Origin of the sequence: Arthrobacter sp. OAP107, from assembly GCF_040546765.1 — a bacterium.
Taxonomy (GTDB): domain Bacteria; phylum Actinomycetota; class Actinomycetes; order Actinomycetales; family Micrococcaceae; genus Arthrobacter.
This window is the reverse complement of sequence record NZ_JBEPOK010000001.1, coordinates 5,355,642-5,373,235: the sequence shown is the minus strand read 5'-3', so window position 1 is coordinate 5,373,235 and position 17,594 is coordinate 5,355,642. Positions and strand designations below refer to the sequence as shown.

The window sequence follows — 17,594 nt, the reverse complement described above, 5'->3', positions numbered from 1 at the left end:
TCATATTCTTGGAAATTGCTTCTTATAAAAGATGCTCGCGTCCACTATGTAGTTCTCAAACAACAACCCCGTACCACACACCCCACACACAACCCCCAAAGGAGCCAACCACGCGCGATCGGTGCAGCCAGGAAACCAGAAACAAACAAACCCCGGGACAAGAAGAAAAACCCCCTCCCCCGGCCCTGTTGCCTCAGGACCCAACAGTGTGCCAAACACTACCCGGCAACCCGTGCCGGCCGCGTTCCAGGACCACCACGCCCTTTCCGAAGAAAAAACGAAGGATCCGTACTAACCACCGGTCCGTGCCACCAGGCACCTATTTGCTGATATTCCACCCATGAGCACCCGCCGCAGAACAACCGTCTGCGCAACGGGCCTTTACTCCTGACAACCCCACCACACCCGCATACACGGGCCGGAAAGACTGTAGGTGCTCCTTAGAAAGGAGGTGATCCAGCCGCACCTTCCGGTACGGCTACCTTGTTACGACTTAGTCCCAATCGCCAGTCCCACCTTCGACGGCTCCCTCCCACAAGGGGTTAGGCCACCGGCTTCGGGTGTTACCAACTTTCGTGACTTGACGGGCGGTGTGTACAAGGCCCGGGAACGTATTCACCGCAGCGTTGCTGATCTGCGATTACTAGCGACTCCGACTTCATGGGGTCGAGTTGCAGACCCCAATCCGAACTGAGACCGGCTTTTTGGGATTAGCTCCACCTCACAGTATCGCAACCCTTTGTACCGGCCATTGTAGCATGCGTGAAGCCCAAGACATAAGGGGCATGATGATTTGACGTCGTCCCCACCTTCCTCCGAGTTGACCCCGGCAGTCTCCCATGAGTCCCCACCACTACGTGCTGGCAACATGGAACGAGGGTTGCGCTCGTTGCGGGACTTAACCCAACATCTCACGACACGAGCTGACGACAACCATGCACCACCTGTGAACCGGCCCCAAAAGGAGAAACCACATTTCTGCGGCGGTCCGGTCCATGTCAAGCCTTGGTAAGGTTCTTCGCGTTGCATCGAATTAATCCGCATGCTCCGCCGCTTGTGCGGGCCCCCGTCAATTCCTTTGAGTTTTAGCCTTGCGGCCGTACTCCCCAGGCGGGGCACTTAATGCGTTAGCTACGGCGCGGAAAACGTGGAATGTCCCCCACACCTAGTGCCCAACGTTTACGGCATGGACTACCAGGGTATCTAATCCTGTTCGCTCCCCATGCTTTCGCTCCTCAGCGTCAGTTAATGCCCAGAGACCTGCCTTCGCCATCGGTGTTCCTCCTGATATCTGCGCATTTCACCGCTACACCAGGAATTCCAGTCTCCCCTACATCACTCTAGTCTGCCCGTACCCACCGCAGATCCGGAGTTGAGCCCCGGACTTTCACGGCAGACGCGACAAACCGCCTACGAGCTCTTTACGCCCAATAATTCCGGATAACGCTTGCGCCCTACGTATTACCGCGGCTGCTGGCACGTAGTTAGCCGGCGCTTCTTCTGCAGGTACCGTCACTTTCGCTTCTTCCCTACTGAAAGAGGTTTACAACCCGAAGGCCGTCATCCCTCACGCGGCGTCGCTGCATCAGGCTTTCGCCCATTGTGCAATATTCCCCACTGCTGCCTCCCGTAGGAGTCTGGGCCGTGTCTCAGTCCCAGTGTGGCCGGTCACCCTCTCAGGCCGGCTACCCGTCGTCGCCTTGGTGAGCCATTACCTCACCAACAAGCTGATAGGCCGCGAGTCCATCCAAAACCACAAAAAAGCTTTCCACCCCCCACCATGCGATGAGGAGTCATATCCGGTATTAGACCCAGTTTCCCAGGCTTATCCCAGAGTCAAGGGCAGGTTACTCACGTGTTACTCACCCGTTCGCCACTAATCCCCGGCGCAAGCACCGGACCATCGTTCGACTTGCATGTGTTAAGCACGCCGCCAGCGTTCATCCTGAGCCAGGATCAAACTCTCCGTTGAAGAAAAACAGACACAACCACCACCCCCGGAAATAACAGGGACAACGGCTGCACAAAATTTGAAACCAGCCAAAAACACCAGGCCACACCACGGGGGTGGGCAGCCCGGCACAATCAACCAATTCATAAAAAATCGGTATCAACAAACTTGGCACACTATTGAGTTCTCAAACAACAGACACACCCGGCACCACCCAAACCAACGTTCAGGATCGCTCCGGAGCAACTTTTCAAACTTACCCGACCCCGCGAAGCTTGGCAAATCAGCGTTTCCGCGAATTTCCGCTTGCAGGAAGGCCCCCACCCGTGTCCGGCACACCGCTAAGTGCACCGTTTTTCAGGCCGTTAGAAAGGGGGTCGGTCGCTATCTTTCCGCTTCAGCGGCGGCGACTCGAATGACTTTACACGGCCCGGGGTGCGGGTGCAAACCAGCTCCGATGGCAGCGAAAACCCCGTTATTCCGGGGAAAAGCAGGTACCAGGCGCCGAAAAGGCGGGGATCGACGCCGTAATTCAATTATGTGTGGTGCGTCACCCAGTGGAGGTGGCCACGAACGAGGGCGGGTTAACGCGAAGAAGGGCCGGCAACCATGTGGTTGCCGGCCCTTACTTAAGCAGCTGGAATCAGCGGTGCTGGATTACCAGGAAGACTTGGTGATGCCCGGGAGCTCACCACGGTGAGCCATGTCGCGGAAGCGAACACGGGAGATACCGAACTTCTGGAACGTACCGCGAGGACGGCCGTCGATGATGTCGCGGTTGCGCAGACGGATCGGGGAGGCGTTGCGGGGCAGCTTCTGCAGGCCGAGGCGTGCAGCTTCGCGTGCTTCGTCAGTCGCGTTCGGGTCAACCAGGGTCTTCTTCAGCTCGAGGCGCTTTGCAGCGTAACGCTCAACGATGACCTTGCGCTGCTCGTTGCGAGCAATCTTGGACTTCTTAGCCATGTGTTTAGCGCTCCTCTCGGAATTCGACGTGCTGGCGGATCTTGGGGTCGTACTTCTTCAGAACCAGGCGGTCCGGATCGTTACGACGGTTCTTACGGGTTACGTAGGTGTAACCCGTGCCCGCGGTCGACTTGAGCTTGATGATCGGACGTACGTCCTTGTCCTTTGCCACTAGAGCTTCACTCCTCGCGCCAGGATGTCGGCGACGACAACGTCGATGCCGCGTACGTCGATGGTCTTGATGCCCTTTGCAGAGACCTGCAGAGTGACATTACGGCGCAGGGACGGAACCCAGTAGCGCTTCTTCTGGATGTTCGGGTCGAACCGACGCTTGTTGCGGCGGTGCGAGTGCGAAATGCTGTGTCCAAAGCCCGGCTCGGCTCCGGTCACCTGGCAGTGTGCTGCCATGACGACTCTCCTCTGAAAAATGATTGAAACGGCTGGCAGAGTTCTGCTTCACCGTGCGGCAGGCGGCGTCCGGATCCAGCCTCACGTGTCCGCGCGACCCCAACACCGGCGAACCGGGTTTACTGCGGCGGAATACGATGAGCCACGAACACCTGGCAATGGAAGCCACTGCGAAGTGCCGGGATACTGGGCGAATACAGGAATGCACGCAACTTGAGCCCCTAACTACCGGCCCGAAGGGACTGTGGATACTGCCTACAGCCACCGCAAACCGGAGCAATTGCACACGCTCCGCGCCACCTAGCGCCAACCAAGTCTACGAGACACGCGAATTAAAGACCAATCCGGGGGAACGGTGTTATGGAGCAGCCCAACCAAACGTCGGCAGGGCCTTCTTTCAAGACATATCCGGAAAGAAGGCTCTTCACAGCAAAGTCAAAGGCTCGAGGCGGAATCTTGAGCCATGAACACACAGCCCTCGCCCTCCCCCGGGACCGGCACACCGGCACGTCCGGACCACCGGCCTGCTCCGGTTCGGGAGACCGGCCGCTTCGACGGCCAGCACCGGCGCAGGCTCCTCCGTGCCGATGCCCTGACAGTGGCGGCCTGGTCCTCACTGGCCGCCTCCATTGCACTCTGGCTTGCCGACGGCGGCCTGGCAACGGCGGCCTCGCCCGCCGGCCTGGTCACGGCGCTGGGCATTGTTGCCGGCCTTGCCGGCATGGACCTCGTGCTGCTCATGCTGCTGCTGGCGGCCAGGATCCCGTTCATCGACGGCGCGGTGGGGCACGACCGGGCCCTGGAGTTTCACCGGAAGCTGGGGAAGCCCGCGCTGTACCTGTTGCTGGTCCACGGCCTACTCATGGCGGTGGGTTACGGGATGGCAGAAGGGCTCGACCCGGTTAGTGAAGCTGTGGCGCTCTGGGTGCTGGTGCCGGACATGTGGCTCGCGTTCATCTCCCTCGCCCTCTTCATCGCTGTTGTTGTGACGTCCCTGGTGGCGGTCCGCCGGCGGTTCCCATACGAATTCTGGTACGTAGTGCACCTGCTCACCTATACTGCCGTTCTCACCTCACTGCCGCACCAGTTCAGCGTGGGTGGACTGTTCGCCGCTGGCACCTGGCAGCGCTGGTACTGGCTCGCGATCTGCATCGCCACCGGGGCCGCCCTGCTGTACTACCGGATCATCCAGCCTGTACGGGCAACCTTCAGGCATCAGCTCACCGTTGAGCGCGTCACCTCTGTGGCCCCCGGGGTGGTCAACATCGAAATGAGCGGCCTGCAGCTCGGCTTGCTGGACGGCAACGGCGGGCGGTTCTTCATCTGGCGCTTTCTGGCCCCTGGCCTGTGGTGGCATCCGCATCCGTTCAGCCTGTCGGCTGAGCCGGTGCGGACCGGACCCGACGGGCACGGGCGGCTTAGGATCACGGTTCGTGATCTCGGCCGGGGCTCGGCGCAACTGCTAAGGCTGCGGCGCGGAACGAAGGTCGCCGTGGAAGGGCCGTACGGACTCTTCAGCTCCGCAGCACGCAGCAAGGACCGCGTGGTCATGATCGGGGCGGGCATCGGTATTACGCCGTTGCGTGCGCTCCTTGAGACCACCCCTTTCGCCCCCGGCCAGGCGACGGTCCTGCTCCGCGGGCACAGCAACCGGGAGCTCTACCTGGGCGAGGAAATCCTCGAACTCTGCCGGCAGCGCGGCGCCACCCTGTTCCACCTCACCGGCGGACGGGACCCCGGCTCACCGAACAGCTGGCTTCCGGCCGCCGAACACCGCGCCGGGTACGCGCTGGCGGACTACGTTCCGGAAATCGCCTCCGCCGATGTGTATATATGCGGCCCCTCGCGGTGGTCGGGTAACGTCCTGAACGCCGCCCGTGCCGCTGGCGTCCATGAAGATCGGCTCCATCACGAAAGGTTTGACTGGTGAGAATCAGAGCAGCAGTTTCAGCCGCCTTGGCTTCGGCCGGCATCCTCCTGGTCGGCTGGCAATCAGGTGTCCATATGGCCGACACACGCAGCGCGGCAGCGGCCGCGCCAACGGGAAATCCGGCGTCGGGGACGGGAACCACGGACAGCAGCGGCACAGCGTCGTCGGGATCGTCCGGGTCGGGCAGTTCGGGATCCACTGGCACCACCGGCGCGGCGGGTGCCGCCGGTGCGGCGGCCAAGGCCGGCGGAACGTACGACGGCGAGGTGGTCCAGACCCGCTTCGGTACCGTGCAGGTCCAGATCACCGTGAAGTCCGGGCAGATCAGCGACGTCACGGCCCTGAAACTGACCGACGCCGAGGGCCGGTCCGTGCAGATCAGCAACTACGCCGCGCCGATTCTTCGAGACGAGGTACTCCAGGCACAATCGGCCAACGTGCAGACCGTGGGTGGCGCCACCGTGACCAGCGATGCCTACCTCACCTCCCTCCAGGCGGCCCTCGATGCAGCAAACCTCTGAGACCGCACACCGGCTCCGGGCCCGGACCTTCACCTGCATGGGGACTGTCAGCAGCCTGACCGTTCCCACGGACGCGCACAAAGCACCCCAGGCTGCGGCGGATGAGCTGGAAGCGGCCACCGCCGTCGTCGAACGCCTTTTCACGGAACTGGACAGCGTCTTCAGCCTCTACCGCCCCGATTCGGAGGCGAGCCGGCTGGTGCGCGGCGAACTCGCGCTGCCGGCGGCGTCGGCGGAAATGCGGGCGCGGTACGAGGAGGCGGCCGAGTGGAGGCTCCTCACCGAGGGTGCGTTCACGCCGGAACGTCCGGACGGCGCGCTGGACCTCTCCGGACTCGTCAAGGGGCACGCCATCAGGGAGGCAGAAACGTCGCTACTGGCTCTTGGCATGGCCAACTGGTGCCTGAATGCCGGCGGGGACGTGCTGGTCAGCGGTTCCCCCAGCCCCGGCACCGATGTGCCCTGGCGGGCGGGGATCGTTGACCCTGCGGACCGGAGGACCCTGCTGGCAGGTTTCCCGTTGGGCGGCGGTTTTTCTGCGCCGAGTCTTGCGCCGGCAGGTCTGGCTCCGCTGAGTGGAAAGACGGCCGACGGCGGGAGGCGGGTGGCGCTGGCCACCTCCGGTTCCGCTGAGCGCGGGGATCATATCTGGAGCGCCACCGCCGGCGCCGTGGAATTCCTCCAGGTTTCCGTTGCGGCAGCGGACGTGGTCACCGCCGACGTGCTGGCGACGGCCATCGTGGCCGGCGGCGTCTCCATGCTCAACCGCGCCACCGCCATGTGGGACATCGAGGCGCTGGCCGTCCGGGCAAATGGTGAGTTGCTGGCGACGGGCGGGTTCCGGCGGTAGTTTCAGACCGAACCGGGTGCCGCGTGAGCTGCCTAGAGCCGGGTGAGCTGGGCGTACCTGGGCTGGAGGTTGTCGCCGGAGGACTTCCCCGTGACCCGCCGCACCACCCACGGGGCGGCGAATTCCCGGACCCAGCGGGCGTTGGCCCGCAGTGCCTCAGCCTTGCTGAGCTCCGGGACGGGGGTCATGGGCGGAACCTCGATGGAGTGCTCGTGTTCGAGGACCGTCAGGACGCGCTTGGCCATGTTGGCGTGGCCTGCGGCAGACATGTGCATCCGGTCCTTCGCCCACATGCCCCAGTCGTAGTACTCGTTGAAGCGCCAGTAATCCACCAGCAGGGCTCCGTGGTCGCCGGCGATGCCGCGCACGAGTTCGTTGTAGATGGCTGTACGCCCCCGCATGGTGCCGAAAACCTTCGAGCCCCGCGCGTCGAATCCAGTAAACAGCACCACGGTGGCCCCGGTGGCTGCCAGCTTCCCAACAGCTTTTTCGTAGTCCTCGAGGAGGTCGTCAATGTCGATCTTGGGCCGGAGAATATCGTTGGCACCGGCGTACAGCGTCACCAGGGTGGGCCTGAGCGCAATGGCGGCGTCCACCTGCTCGGCCAGGATCTGCCGCAGCTTGCGGCCGCGGATGGCGAGGTTGGCGTAACCGAAGCCGGGGTCAGCCAAGGCCAGCTGCTCCGCCACCCGGTCAGCCCAGCCGCGGACCCCGTTGGGCCTCATTGTGTCGTCGTCGCCGACGCCCTCCGTGAAGGAATCTCCAAGGGCGACGTAGCGGGCCGTGAAATCCATGGGAGCAAGTCTGCCACCCGTTGCCGGGAGCAACCAAGAACGCCCGGCGGCGGTGGCGGGGTGCTACTGCTGCGGCTCGCGGAGGATCCAGTGGTTACTGTCCAGGCGGGCCACAATCTTTTCGCCGATGCGGGCCAGGTCCGCCACATCACGCTCAGTCAGGGCGTCGAGGAACAGCGAGCGCACCGATTCCACGTGGCCCGGGGCGAGTTCCACGATGGTGGACATGCCCTCTTCGGTGAGGTGTGCGGTGGTGACGCGGGCGTCGCCGGGGTGCGGCCGGCGTTCCACCCAGCCGCGGTTCTGGAGCTTGGTGACCACATGGGACAGCCGGGAGAGCGAGGCGCTGGTCCTGGCCGCCAGCTCGCTCATGGGCAGGAAGCGCCCTTCGGCCTCGGAGAGCATCGCCAGCACGTTGTAGTCGAACAGCGATACCTTGCCTGCCGCATGCAGCTGGGTGTCCAGCGACGCGGGCAGCATGGTGTTGATGCTCAGCAGGGCAAGCCATGCCCGGCGTTCATTGGCGTTGAGCCAGCGCGGTTCGGTCATTACTCCATCCTAGGAGAACTGACGCTTGACGGTTCAAGGCCGGTTACGGCGGCGGCGAGTCGCCGGGGGCCGGGGCCCTGGCGGTAGGCTGGCGGTCATGTATGTAGTTTCCCTGACCTACAAGGTTGCCCAAGAGATCGTGGACCAGCACCTGGATGCCCACGTGGACTGGCTGAAGGATGCCTTTGACGAGGGCGTCTTCATCGCCGCCGGCCGCAAGGTTCCGCGCACAGGCGGGGTCCTGCTTTCCAGGGCCGACCGGCCGACGCTCGATGAGTCCCTGGCCAAGGACCCGTTCAGCGTGCACGGCGTTGCCGACTTCGAGGTCATGGAATTCGCCGCCAACCGCACTGCGCCGGGGTTCGAGAACCTGCTGGACTAGTCGCGCGGCTCCATCAGCTTTTTGAGGCCGCCTTTCCGCGGGACCTTCACCGGTTGCGGCCAGCGCGGGCTAAGGTGATCGCCCAGAGTGACGCCGCGGAGCTTCCGGCCGAACAGCGGCAGCACCCAGTCATTCACCCAGCGGCGCTGCCGCCGCTCCCAGTCGCGGAGCGTCATCCTGGCCGGCGGTTCCCATTCCTTGAGGCTGATCTTGTGCGGCACGCCGAGATGGTCCAGGACCTGGGCGGCGAGGTATTTGTGCCCTGCTTTGGACATGTGGAGCCTGTCGGTGTCCCACATCCTGCGGTCGTGGAAGGCCTCGAAACACCAGTAGTCGACGAGTACAGCCCCGTGCTTGGCCGCAATCTCACGGACCCGCCGGTTGTACAGGGTGTTCCGCTTCTTCAGCGGCTCCAGCACCGCTGACACCTTGACGTCGAATCCCGTGAACAGGACCAGCGTGGCGCCGGTATCCGCCAGCCGGGCCACCAGTTCCTCGTACTGGGTCAGGAGCTGGTCCATGTCCGTGCCGAAGTCCAGGATGTCGTTGCCGCCGGCATAGAGGGTGATCAGCGTGGGCTCCATGGCCAGGGCCTGCTCCAGCTGCTCATCCACGATGTGGCGCAGCCGCTTGCTCCTGATGGCCAGGTTGGCGTAATGCCAGCCGGGTTCTGCCTTGGCCAGCTTTTCCGCCACACGGTCCGCCCAGCCGCGCACGCCATTCGGCATCCGGGAACTGCGGTCGCCCACGCCTTCAGTAAAGGAATCCCCGAGGGCAACGAACACCCGCCGCCGGCCCCGGTCCGGAAGCAATGGAGAAACACCCACCCGGACACCCTAACGACAAAACGAAACCGGCAGGGAAAGGGCGGATTAACTGGAGGTGACCGGCCTAGCGAGCCGCAGTCGCTGGCTTGCTAAGGAGCGCATCGCCGACCACAGCGAACCGAGGCCGCCCGCGGCCGAGGGAAGCGGCGGGAGGAAGGGCGGGCCCGAGGGCCCCGAACTGAGCCTGCGAAGTTTGGGAAGGGCCCAACCGCTAAGCGACGGCAAGTCAGCGGCGGAGGCGGACCGCACAACGGCGCAGATAAGGGCCTAGAGTTCGGCTTTGCCCTGACGCCAGTACCCCATGAACGCCACCTGCTTGCGGTCGATCCCGACGTCGCGGACGAGGTAGCGCCGCATTTCCTTGATGACCCCGGCTTCCCCGGCGATCCACGCGTAGAACGGCAGGGCGCCCGCGGGCTTGTCCGGGTTCTTCGTGGCGCTGACCGCGGCCGCATCGAGCCGGGCCGGGGTTTCCCACAGAATCTCCTGGTCCACGTTCACGTCGTCGGGCTCCGGCCCGGCGGCGCCTGCGGACTTGATACCCACCCAGCCCGGCACGGGAATCGCCGCCCGCACCGCTTCCTGAAGGAGTTCGCCGTGCGGCCGGGACCTGCCGATCGGGGCGCCGCGCGCCAGCCAGGTGATTTCGACGTCGGCCGCCGTTTCCAGGTCCAGGAAGTCACCGGCCTCCGGCACTTCCAGGAAGGCATGCCCGGTCATGTAGCCGGGCAGGTTTTCGAGGATGGCACTGATCGCGGGGACGGCAGTCTCGTCGCCGGCCAGCAGCACCCGCCCGGCAAGGCCCGGCCGCCATTCGATGCCGGAGTATGTTTCAGCGGTTACGCAGTGCGCCGCGCGGTTGTTCGGACCGATCAGGGTGAGGGCATCGCCCGGCTTGGCCGTCAGCGCCCAGTTCGCCGCGGGACCGCCGTGGCCGTCGGCGTTGAAATGCATCACGAAGTCGACGTCGATCTCCGGGTACACGGCGTCCAGCCGGGCCTGCCGGACGGTGTAGGTGCGCATGGAGCCGCGGGTGGCCGGGTCCATGGCCAGCCACTCCTGGTACCAGCCGCTCTCCTCCATCCGGAACTTGGGCAGCGGAAGCCGGCTGCCGTCCGGCGCCAGTGACGGGATCATGAGCTTGATGCGCAGGTCCAGGCTGTCGCCGTGGACGCCAAAGTCGCGCAGCGAGTAGCCGCCGAACGTCACGCGCCGGAAGTTCGGGCTGAGTTCCTGCACGGCCGAGACGGTGACATCGAACGCCAGGGTCATCGGCTCGGTGGCGGGGCCGGGACGGCCCGTGACGGAGGTGCGGGCAGGGCTGTTTTGCACTGCCCCGGTCTGTGCTGCGCTCATGAGGCCATCTCCAGGGTCGTGGTCGGAATTTTTGGGTCGGCGTGGTGCCTGCCGAGGGGAATGATCAGCGGCGTGCCGGACACCGGATCCGGCACCACCCGGGATTCCAGCCCGAAGACGTTCCGGACCAGCTGCTCGGTAATCACGCTGGATGAGGCGCCCTCCGCCACGATCTGGCCGGCCTTCAGCGCGATGACATGGTCCGCGTACCGGGCGGCCAGGTTGAGGTCGTGCAGCACGATCGCCACGGTGGTGCCGCGCTGCCGGTTAAGGTCCGTGACCAGGTCCAGCACCTCGACCTGGTGCGCCAGATCCAGATAGGTGGTGGGCTCGTCGAGCAGCAGTACGCCCGTCTCCTGCGCGAGCGCCATGGCGATCCACACCCGCTGGCGCTGGCCGCCGGACAGTTCGTCGACGTTCCGCCCGGCGAGCTCCAGCGTTTCGGTGGCTTCCAGCGCACGCTGCACCGCGGCGTCGTCCTTCTCCGACCAGCTGCGGAAGAAGCCCTGGTGCGGGTACCGCCCGCGGCCCACCAGGTCACGGACGGTGATCCCGTCCGGCGCCGTCGGGTGCTGCGGCAGCAGGCCGAGCGTGCGGGCCAGCTCGCGGGCCGGGCGGGAGTGGATGTCCTTGCCGTCGAGGGTGACGGTGCCGCCGGCGGGCTTCAGGAGCCGGGAAAGGCCGCGCAGCAGCGTGGATTTTCCGCAGGCGTTGGCGCCCACAATCATGGTCACCCTGCCCTCGGGGATTTCCGCAGTGAGGTTTTCCACGACCCGGCGCTGATCGTACTGCAGCGTGAGGTCCCGGGCTTGCAGAACAGCCATCAGGCATCCTTTCGGTTGGACGTGACCAGGAGCCACAGCAGGAACGGGGCGCCGAGGGCGCCGGTGACGACGCCGACCGGCAGGACGGTCCCGTCCAGCAGCAGCGGGGCGATATTGGCGGCGAAGAAGTCCGCCGCCAGGACAATCAGGGCGCCCACCAGGGCCGACGCCGGGAGGCTGGCTTTGCCGGAGAGGCGGCGGGCGATGGGGCCGGCCAGGAAGGCGACGAACGCTACCGGCCCGGCAGCCGCCGTCGCCACCGCCGCCAGCGCGACGGCGGTGAGCACCAGGCCCAGCCGGGTGGCGCCCACGCGGATGCCGAGTCCCGCGGCGGCGTCGTCCCCCAGCTCGAGGATTCGCAGCGGCCCGGCCAGCAGGGCGGCGGCCGGAACCAGGACCATCAGGGTCAGCGCCAGGACGCCCGCGCGGTCCCAGCTGGCGGAGTTGAGTGAGCCGTTGATCCAGATCAGCGCCTCCGCAGCGGTGCGGATGTCGGCCCGCGTCATGAGGAAGCTGACCATGGCGTGCAGCGCGGCGGCGATGCCGACGCCGGCGAGGATGAGGCGGCTGCCGGCGGCGTTCCCGCGGTTGCCGCCGAGGCCCAGGGATCCGCTGCGGGAGATGCCGTAGATCAGTGCCGCCACGGCCATCGCACCGCCAAGGGCAGCGCCGGACACCGCGGCACCGGAGGCGCCGAACACCACGATGGCCAGGACCGCGGCCGCGCTGGCGCCGTAGCTGATGCCGATCACGTCCGGGCTGGCGAGGGGGTTGCGGAGCATGGTCTGGAACAGCGCGCCCGAGAGCCCGAAGGCCAGGCCGATCAGCGTGCCGACGACCGCCCGCGGCAGCTTGGCCTCCATCACGATGAAGCTGGCGCCGGGGATCTTTTCGCGGCCGGTGAAGTGGGCGGTAAGGATTTTGAAGAAGTCGGGAATGGTGACGGTGTAGCTGCCCAGCAGAATGCTGGCGGCCAGGAGGAGCACGACGCCGGCAGCCAGGACCGCTGTCCGGTTCAGCAGGATGCGGTCCAGCACGCGCCGGTTCAGCAGTGCCCGCCGGTTCGATGGGCGAACGGGCAGATAAGGCCCTGTTTCGGGGGTTTTGGGGGCGTTATCTGCCCGTTCGCGCATCGGGGTTGGGGCCTCAAGTGTACGTTCGCGCTCGTCTGTGGCCGCGTGTGTGGGGTTCGGCGTCACAGGCCTGCCCCTTTCCCGCGGCGGACCAGCCCGACGAAGACCGGTGCGCCGATCAGGGCGGTCATGATGCCGGCCGGGACCTCGCCGGGAAGCAGGATCACCCGGCCCGCGACGTCGGACACCAGCAGCAGCACGGGTGCGAGCACCGCGGAGAACGGCAGGATCCAGCGGTAGTCGGGGCCGGTCAGGGAGCGGACCGCGTGCGGGACAACGAGGCCCACGAACCCGATGGGGCCGGCCAGCGCCGTCGCCGACCCGCACAGCAGGACGGTGCCCAGCGCGGTGACAGTCCGGGCCAGGCCCACGTTCTGGCCCAGGCCACGGGCCACGTCGTCGCCGAGCGCCAGGCTGTTGAGGACCCGTCCGGTGAGCAGCACGATCAGTGCCCCCACGGCCAGGAAGGGCAGGCCGGGCAGCACCACGGACCAGTCGCGCCCCGCGATGCCGCCCACCTGCCAGAAGCGGAAGCGGTCCAGGGTGTCCTGGCTGGAGACCAGAATGACGTTCACCAGGGAGAACAGCCCGGCGCTCAGCGCGGCGCCCGCCAGGGCGAGCTTGACCGACGTCGCGCCGTCCCGGCCCATGGAGGCGATGAGGTAAACGACGACGGCGGCAGCCGCGGCGCCGACGAACGCGAACCAGATGTAGCCGGTCAGCGAGGAGACGCCGAAGACGTAGATTCCGGTGACCACGGCCAGTGCCGCGCCGGCGTTGACGCCGATGATGCCCGGGTCCGCCAGCGGGTTGCGCGCCACGCCCTGCATGGCGGCGCCGGCCAGGCCCAACGCAGCACCGGCGAGCAGGCCCAGGACGGTCCGCGGGATCCGGGCGTGCACCACGGCGTGGTCTCCGTCGGCCGGGTTGAACTGGGTCAGGGCCTGCCACACCGTTGCCAGGGACAGGCCCCGGGCGCCCACGGCAAGTGAGGCGCAGCAGACAACAGCGAGCACGACGGCGGCGGCCAGCAGCCAGGCGGCGCGCGGCCCGGGGACTCTGCGCGAAGGCTTGGCGCGAACGGACAGTTGTGGCCCTGCAGCCGCGGACTCAGGGGCCTCAAGTGTCCGTTCGCGCTGGGCGTCGGGGGCCGGCGTCGTGCTCGAGGTCATGTGAGTTGCCTTTGAAACCGGGTTCAGACCGCGTCGGCGGCTTTGGCCAGCTGCGGCAGGAACGTATCCAGCGACCACGGCAGGCTCAGCGGCGACGAGGCCGAGATGGACAGGGTGAGCGTGTTGTCCGAGTCCGCGACCATGGCGCCGTTCCTGATGGCCGGGATCTGGCCCAGCAGCGGATCAGCCTTGATCGAGTCGGTGGTCTTGGCGTCTGGAACCCAGGTCACGAAGATGTCGGACTCGAGCTCGTTGGCCTTCTCCGCGGACCAAGGGATGAAGAACTCCTTGGATCCCTTCGAGTTCTCCTCCACCACGGGGGCAAGCTTCATGCCGATCGCGCTGAGGAACCGCGGACGGTTGTCGTTGGCCGTGTACACATTCACGCCGTCGCTCTTGGCCGGCTCGAGATTCCCGTAGATGAAGCTCTTACCCGCGAGCTGCGGGTACGCGGAGACCTTGTCCTTGATGGTGGCCTCGGTGTCGGCGATCAGCTTCGTGGCCTCGGCTTCCTTGCCCAGCGCCTTGCCGATGATGCTCGTAGAGTCCTGCCAGGAGGTGCCGTAGGCCAGCTCGGGATGCGCCACCACGGGGGCGATTTCGCTGAGCTTCTTGTAGTCCTCCTCCGTCAGGCCGGAGTAGGCGCCCAGGATGACGTCCGGGTTGAGCTTGGCGATTTCGGTGAAGTTGATGCCGTCGGCCTCGGAGAACTGGACCGGCGCGTTGTCCGAACCGAAGCCGGCGCCGAGTTTCTCCAGCGCGGCGTCCTTCCACGGCGTGGAGCCCTTGTCGTTGCCGCCCCACTCGTTCCTGGGCACACCCACGGGAACCACGCCGAGCGCAATGGCAACGTCGTCGTTGACCCAGGAGACGGTGACGACGCGCTTGGGCTGTTCCTTGATGGTGGTTTCGCCGTAGACGTGCTTGATGGTCACCGGGAACTGCGCGCTGGCGGACGAGGGGGCGCTGGCTTCCGAAGCGGTGGAGGCCGGGCCGGTGGAGCAGGCGGTCAGGGAGAGCGCCGCGGCGGCGAGGACGGCGGTGGCCTTACCGGCGGTCTTGAGTAGGGAGCGGCGCGTGGCACCGGCGGCAGCAGTGCCGGGAGCGGCCTGGCGGCCGGGAAAGAGGGGGGAAGTCACGGAACTCCTTAGGTGAATGAAGCAAACCTAAGTAAGGCTAGCCTATCCTTCCGACCATTACGAAAGGTTTGCGTCCCCTAATTGCCCCGAGTGGCCAGCCTAACGCCCCAGGAGCTTGCCAGCCAGGGGTGAACGATGGTTCACTCGAAGGAGTAAACGCCCGTTCACCCTTATCCGGGCGCACCCCTAACCCCATAAAGGCCTGCCGCACATGACAGCACCCCCTGCCCCGAAGCCAACCCGCAGCCCGTCCGCCATCACCACGGTCCTGGCGCTCAGCGGCACGCTCGTGGCGCTCATGCAGACCCTCGTGGTGCCGCTGCTGCCGGACTTTCCGCGGATCCTCTCGGTCACTCCTGACGACGCGTCCTGGCTGGTGACCGCCACGCTCCTCGCCAGCGCTGTCGCCACCCCGATCGTGTCGCGCAGCGCCGACATGTACGGCAAGCGGAAGATGATGGTCATCTGCCTGGCCATCATGGTGGCCGGTTCGGTGATGGCCGCCCTGGGCGGGACCTTCCTGTGGCTGATCATCGGCCGCGCCCTGCAGGGGTTCTCCGCGTCACTGATCCCGGTGGGCATCAGCATCATGCGCGATGAACTGCCCAAGGAAAAGATGGGTTCGGCGGTGGCACTCATGAGCGCCACCCTGGGCATCGGCAGCGCCATGGGCCTTCCGCTGGCCGGCCTCCTGTATGAAGGCCTCGGCTGGACGTCGATCTTCTGGGTTTCGGCGGCCGCCGGAACGCTGCTGCTGCTCGCCGTCGTGTTGGTGGTTCCGGAATCGAAGGTGCGCACCCCGGGCCGCTTCGACTACGCGGGGGCTCTGGTGCTCTCCGCCGCGCTGGGCTCGCTGCTGCTGGCCATTTCCAAGGGCGGCGCCTGGGGCTGGGGCTCGGAGCCCGTGCTCCTGCTGTTCCTTGCTGCAGCGCTGCTCTTGGCTGCCTGGATCCCCTACGAGCTCAGGGTGGGCCAGCCCATGGTGGATCTTCGCACCACGGCGCGGCGGCCGGTCCTGATGACCAACCTCGCGTCGCTGCTGATCGGCTTCGCCATGTTCGCCAACATGCTCCTCACCACCCAGCAGCTCCAACTCCCCGGCGCCACCGGCTACGGCTTTGAACTGAACGTCATCACGGCCGGCCTCTGCATGGTGCCCTCCGGCCTGGCCATGGTGGTGTTCGCTCCCGTTTCCGGCGGCATCATCCGGCGCTTCGGTGGCAGATCAGCCCTCATGGCTGGTGCGGGCGTGATGATCGTCGGCTATGTGGGGCGGGTGTTCTTCTACGACTCCATCACCTCGGTGGTCATCGGCTCCACGGTGGTGAGCGTCGGCACGGCCATCGCCTACGCAGCCATGCCGACGCTGATCATGGGTGCCGTTCCGATCACGGAGACCGCCTCCGCCAACGGCCTCAACAGCCTGGTCCGCTCCATCGGCACGTCCACCTCCAGCGCCGCCGTCGCCGCCGTGCTGACCTCGGTGACCATCCCGCTCGGCGCCGCCCGGCTTCCCTCGTTCGATGCGTTCAGGGACGTCTTCTGGATGGCCGCACTGGCGTCCGCCGCCTCGGCCCTCGCCGCCGTGTTCATTCCCCGCGTGACCACGCACCGTCCCGCCGCGCCGACGGCAGCGGAGCTGGTGGTGCAGGGGCGCGTCCTGGCACCCGACCACCGCCCGCTCACTCCCGCCGTCGTCACCGTCCTCCAGACGGAAGGCGAGCCGGTGGACTGGAGCCGCGTGGACACCGAGGGCAACTATTCGGTGGCACTGCCCGGCGCCGGGAAGTACCTGGTGGTGGCCAACGCGGCAGGCTGGGCGCCGATGGCGGAGGTCTTCGACTTCGACGGCCGCACGCTGAAGCAGAATTTCCACCTGCACGAGCAGCTGGAAATCAGCGGACGGGCGGCCCTCGGCGGCGAGCCCGTGGCCGGCGCCGTGGTGACGCTGCTCCACGCCACCGGCGAGCATGTGGGCACCGCCAGGACGGACGACGGCGGCGTGTACACACTTCCGCTGCCCGCCGCCGGACGCTACATAGTGACTATGCTTCATCCCGTGACTCATCAGGCCGTGGCGCGGAAGATCGCCGTCGACAACCGGTCCATGACCGTGGACCTTTCAGCCGAACACCTCGCCCAGGCGGCAGGCGCAGGCCGGACCGGCGGGGACCCGGTGAGGGCATGAGCAGCCCCAGCCAGGACTCCATCCTCACCGCGGCGGGACGGCTGTTCGGTGAACGCGGTTACCGCGCCGTGACGGTCCGGGACATCGCCGCGGAAGCCGGGGTGTCGGCGGCCCTGGTGATGAAACTGTTCATCTCCAAGGCCAAGCTGTTCGCCGCGGTGCAGCCGGACGAGTCACTGCTCACCGAACTGACCGTCCCGGCGTCCGAACTTGGCGGCGCGCTCGTCTTCCGCGTGCTGATGCGCCGGGAACGCGGCATGCAGGAACCGTGGGCGATCATACCGATCAACGTTCACGATGCCCCGGATCCCGAAGCGGCGCGGAACGAATTGCGCGAACGCTACCTCGGCAGCATTGCGAAGCTGATCGGGGATGCGACGCCAGAGCGCCGCTATGCCTCCACGGTCACCGCGCTGATGACCGGATTCGGTGAAACCGTGCGGACCCTGGGGCTCTTCGATGGCTGGGATTTTGACGAACTGGTGGCCTACTACGGCGGGATCGTCCAGGCCCAGATCGACGCCTGCACGGCCGCGCACGCCTCCCCAACCGCCCCCTGACCTCGCAAGCTCGGCCAGGGAACCCGGCGGTCGTGGCCCCAGCTCAA

General features: G+C 66.2%; 17 protein-coding genes and 1 rRNA gene. 6 read left to right on the top strand and 12 right to left on the bottom strand.

Annotated elements, in window-relative coordinates:
* Positions 1 to 444 precede the first annotated feature (444 nt).
* The 4 genes from ABIE00_RS24695 to rpmB all read right to left on the bottom strand — a co-directional run bounded on the left by ABIE00_RS24695 (position 445) and on the right by rpmB (position 3,322).
* A 16S ribosomal RNA gene (locus ABIE00_RS24695) occupies positions 445 to 1,972 on the bottom strand.
* A 636-nt stretch (positions 1,973 to 2,608) separates the two neighbouring features.
* Positions 2,609 to 2,914, bottom strand: a complete 306-nt coding sequence (gene rpsN, locus ABIE00_RS24690; RefSeq protein WP_003798555.1) for a 30S ribosomal protein S14 — start codon at positions 2,912 to 2,914, stop codon at positions 2,609 to 2,611.
* 4 nt (positions 2,915 to 2,918) lie between these two features.
* Positions 2,919 to 3,086 (bottom strand): 50S ribosomal protein L33, encoded by a 168-nt coding sequence (gene rpmG, locus ABIE00_RS24685; RefSeq protein ID WP_003798558.1) that lies wholly within the window; start codon positions 3,084 to 3,086, stop codon positions 2,919 to 2,921.
* Entirely contained in the window at positions 3,086 to 3,322 is a 237-nt protein-coding gene (gene rpmB, locus ABIE00_RS24680) for a 50S ribosomal protein L28 (RefSeq protein ID WP_003798559.1), read from the bottom strand. Before rpmB ends, rpmG begins: the two co-directional genes overlap by 1 nt.
* 463 nt (positions 3,323 to 3,785) lie before the next feature.
* Here rpmB and ABIE00_RS24675 point away from each other — a divergent pair, with 463 nt between their 5' ends.
* Genes ABIE00_RS24675 through ABIE00_RS24665 form a run of 3 tightly spaced genes read left to right on the top strand, consistent with a single transcriptional unit; the run spans position 3,786 to position 6,623 of the window.
* Positions 3,786 to 5,252: a ferredoxin reductase family protein gene (locus ABIE00_RS24675; protein WP_354263225.1), complete on the top strand. Its 1,467-nt coding sequence runs from the start codon at positions 3,786 to 3,788 to the stop codon at positions 5,250 to 5,252.
* The gene (locus ABIE00_RS24670) at positions 5,249 to 5,773 is read left to right on the top strand and encodes an FMN-binding protein (protein WP_354263224.1); all 525 of its coding nucleotides are present in this window, start codon (positions 5,249 to 5,251) and stop codon (positions 5,771 to 5,773) included. The genes ABIE00_RS24675 and ABIE00_RS24670 overlap by 4 nt, the downstream gene beginning before the upstream one ends.
* On the top strand, positions 5,757 to 6,623 hold the full coding sequence (locus ABIE00_RS24665) for an FAD:protein FMN transferase (protein ID WP_354263223.1): 867 nt from the start codon (positions 5,757 to 5,759) through the stop codon (positions 6,621 to 6,623). The genes ABIE00_RS24670 and ABIE00_RS24665 overlap by 17 nt, the downstream gene beginning before the upstream one ends.
* Before the next feature lie 32 nt (positions 6,624 to 6,655).
* On the opposite strand, the gene ABIE00_RS24660 is transcribed toward ABIE00_RS24665, so the two are convergent.
* Complete coding sequence (locus ABIE00_RS24660; protein ID WP_354263222.1) at positions 6,656 to 7,417, bottom strand: SGNH/GDSL hydrolase family protein; 762 nt, start codon at positions 7,415 to 7,417, stop codon at positions 6,656 to 6,658.
* Positions 7,418 to 7,480: 63 nt separating this feature from the next.
* Positions 7,481 to 7,966 carry a MarR family winged helix-turn-helix transcriptional regulator gene (locus ABIE00_RS24655; RefSeq protein ID WP_331574722.1) on the bottom strand — a complete coding sequence of 162 codons (486 nt, stop codon included), beginning with the start codon at positions 7,964 to 7,966 and terminating at the stop codon, positions 7,481 to 7,483.
* 97 nt (positions 7,967 to 8,063) lie between these two features.
* Between ABIE00_RS24655 and ABIE00_RS24650 the strand changes: the two genes are divergently transcribed.
* The gene (locus ABIE00_RS24650; protein ID WP_331574721.1) at positions 8,064 to 8,348 is read left to right on the top strand and encodes a YciI family protein; all 285 of its coding nucleotides are present in this window, start codon (positions 8,064 to 8,066) and stop codon (positions 8,346 to 8,348) included.
* On the opposite strand, the gene ABIE00_RS24645 is transcribed toward ABIE00_RS24650, so the two are convergent.
* The 6 genes from ABIE00_RS24645 to ABIE00_RS24620 all read right to left on the bottom strand — a co-directional run bounded on the left by ABIE00_RS24645 (position 8,345) and on the right by ABIE00_RS24620 (position 14,799).
* The gene (locus tag ABIE00_RS24645; RefSeq protein ID WP_354263220.1) at positions 8,345 to 9,175 is read right to left on the bottom strand and encodes an SGNH/GDSL hydrolase family protein; all 831 of its coding nucleotides are present in this window, start codon (positions 9,173 to 9,175) and stop codon (positions 8,345 to 8,347) included. The two genes, ABIE00_RS24650 and ABIE00_RS24645, sit on opposite strands and share 4 nt — an antisense overlap.
* 267 nt (positions 9,176 to 9,442) lie before the next feature.
* Positions 9,443 to 10,447 carry a siderophore-interacting protein gene (locus ABIE00_RS24640; protein WP_354263514.1) on the bottom strand — a complete coding sequence of 335 codons (1,005 nt, stop codon included), beginning with the start codon at positions 10,445 to 10,447 and terminating at the stop codon, positions 9,443 to 9,445.
* An 80-nt stretch (positions 10,448 to 10,527) separates the two neighbouring features.
* Positions 10,528 to 11,355 (bottom strand): ABC transporter ATP-binding protein, encoded by an 828-nt coding sequence (locus tag ABIE00_RS24635; RefSeq protein WP_354263218.1) that lies wholly within the window; start codon positions 11,353 to 11,355, stop codon positions 10,528 to 10,530.
* Positions 11,355 to 12,488 carry a FecCD family ABC transporter permease gene (locus ABIE00_RS24630; protein WP_502914300.1) on the bottom strand — a complete coding sequence of 378 codons (1,134 nt, stop codon included), beginning with the start codon at positions 12,486 to 12,488 and terminating at the stop codon, positions 11,355 to 11,357. The genes ABIE00_RS24635 and ABIE00_RS24630 overlap by 1 nt, the downstream gene beginning before the upstream one ends.
* Positions 12,489 to 12,550: 62 nt before the next feature.
* Entirely contained in the window at positions 12,551 to 13,660 is a 1,110-nt protein-coding gene (locus tag ABIE00_RS24625) for a FecCD family ABC transporter permease (RefSeq protein WP_354263217.1), read from the bottom strand.
* Between the two features lie 23 nt (positions 13,661 to 13,683).
* Positions 13,684 to 14,799 carry an iron-siderophore ABC transporter substrate-binding protein gene (locus tag ABIE00_RS24620; RefSeq protein ID WP_354263216.1) on the bottom strand — a complete coding sequence of 372 codons (1,116 nt, stop codon included), beginning with the start codon at positions 14,797 to 14,799 and terminating at the stop codon, positions 13,684 to 13,686.
* Positions 14,800 to 15,010: 211 nt separating this feature from the next.
* Between ABIE00_RS24620 and ABIE00_RS24615 the strand changes: the two genes are divergently transcribed.
* Positions 15,011 to 16,987 (top strand): MFS transporter, encoded by a 1,977-nt coding sequence (locus ABIE00_RS24615; protein WP_354263215.1) that lies wholly within the window; start codon positions 15,011 to 15,013, stop codon positions 16,985 to 16,987.
* Entirely contained in the window at positions 16,984 to 17,547 is a 564-nt protein-coding gene (locus tag ABIE00_RS24610) for a TetR/AcrR family transcriptional regulator (protein ID WP_354263214.1), read from the top strand. Before ABIE00_RS24615 ends, ABIE00_RS24610 begins: the two co-directional genes overlap by 4 nt.
* Positions 17,548 to 17,594 lie beyond the last annotated feature (47 nt).

Excerpts from the sequence above, each read along its gene's own strand:
- rpsN (WP_003798555.1), bottom strand. The coding sequence starts at position 2,914 with ATGGCTAAGAAGTCCAAGATTGCTCGCAACGAGCAGCGCAAGGTCATC.
- rpmB (WP_003798559.1), bottom strand. The coding sequence starts at position 3,322 with ATGGCAGCACACTGCCAGGTGACCGGAGCCGAGCCGGGCTTTGGACAC.
- ABIE00_RS24675 (WP_354263225.1), top strand. The coding sequence starts at position 3,786 with ATGAACACACAGCCCTCGCCCTCCCCCGGGACCGGCACACCGGCACGT.
- ABIE00_RS24665 (WP_354263223.1), top strand. The coding sequence starts at position 5,757 with ATGCAGCAAACCTCTGAGACCGCACACCGGCTCCGGGCCCGGACCTTC.
- ABIE00_RS24660 (WP_354263222.1), bottom strand. The coding sequence starts at position 7,417 with ATGGATTTCACGGCCCGCTACGTCGCCCTTGGAGATTCCTTCACGGAG.
- ABIE00_RS24655 (WP_331574722.1), bottom strand. The coding sequence starts at position 7,966 with ATGACCGAACCGCGCTGGCTCAACGCCAATGAACGCCGGGCATGGCTT.
- ABIE00_RS24650 (WP_331574721.1), top strand. The coding sequence starts at position 8,064 with ATGTATGTAGTTTCCCTGACCTACAAGGTTGCCCAAGAGATCGTGGAC.
- ABIE00_RS24640 (WP_354263514.1), bottom strand. The coding sequence starts at position 10,447 with ATGACCCTGGCGTTCGATGTCACCGTCTCGGCCGTGCAGGAACTCAGC.
- ABIE00_RS24635 (WP_354263218.1), bottom strand. The coding sequence starts at position 11,355 with ATGGCTGTTCTGCAAGCCCGGGACCTCACGCTGCAGTACGATCAGCGC.
- ABIE00_RS24630 (WP_502914300.1), bottom strand. The coding sequence starts at position 12,488 with ATGCGCGAACGGGCAGATAACGCCCCCAAAACCCCCGAAACAGGGCCT.
- ABIE00_RS24625 (WP_354263217.1), bottom strand. The coding sequence starts at position 13,660 with ATGACCTCGAGCACGACGCCGGCCCCCGACGCCCAGCGCGAACGGACA.
- ABIE00_RS24615 (WP_354263215.1), top strand. The coding sequence starts at position 15,011 with ATGACAGCACCCCCTGCCCCGAAGCCAACCCGCAGCCCGTCCGCCATC.
- ABIE00_RS24610 (WP_354263214.1), top strand. The coding sequence starts at position 16,984 with ATGAGCAGCCCCAGCCAGGACTCCATCCTCACCGCGGCGGGACGGCTG.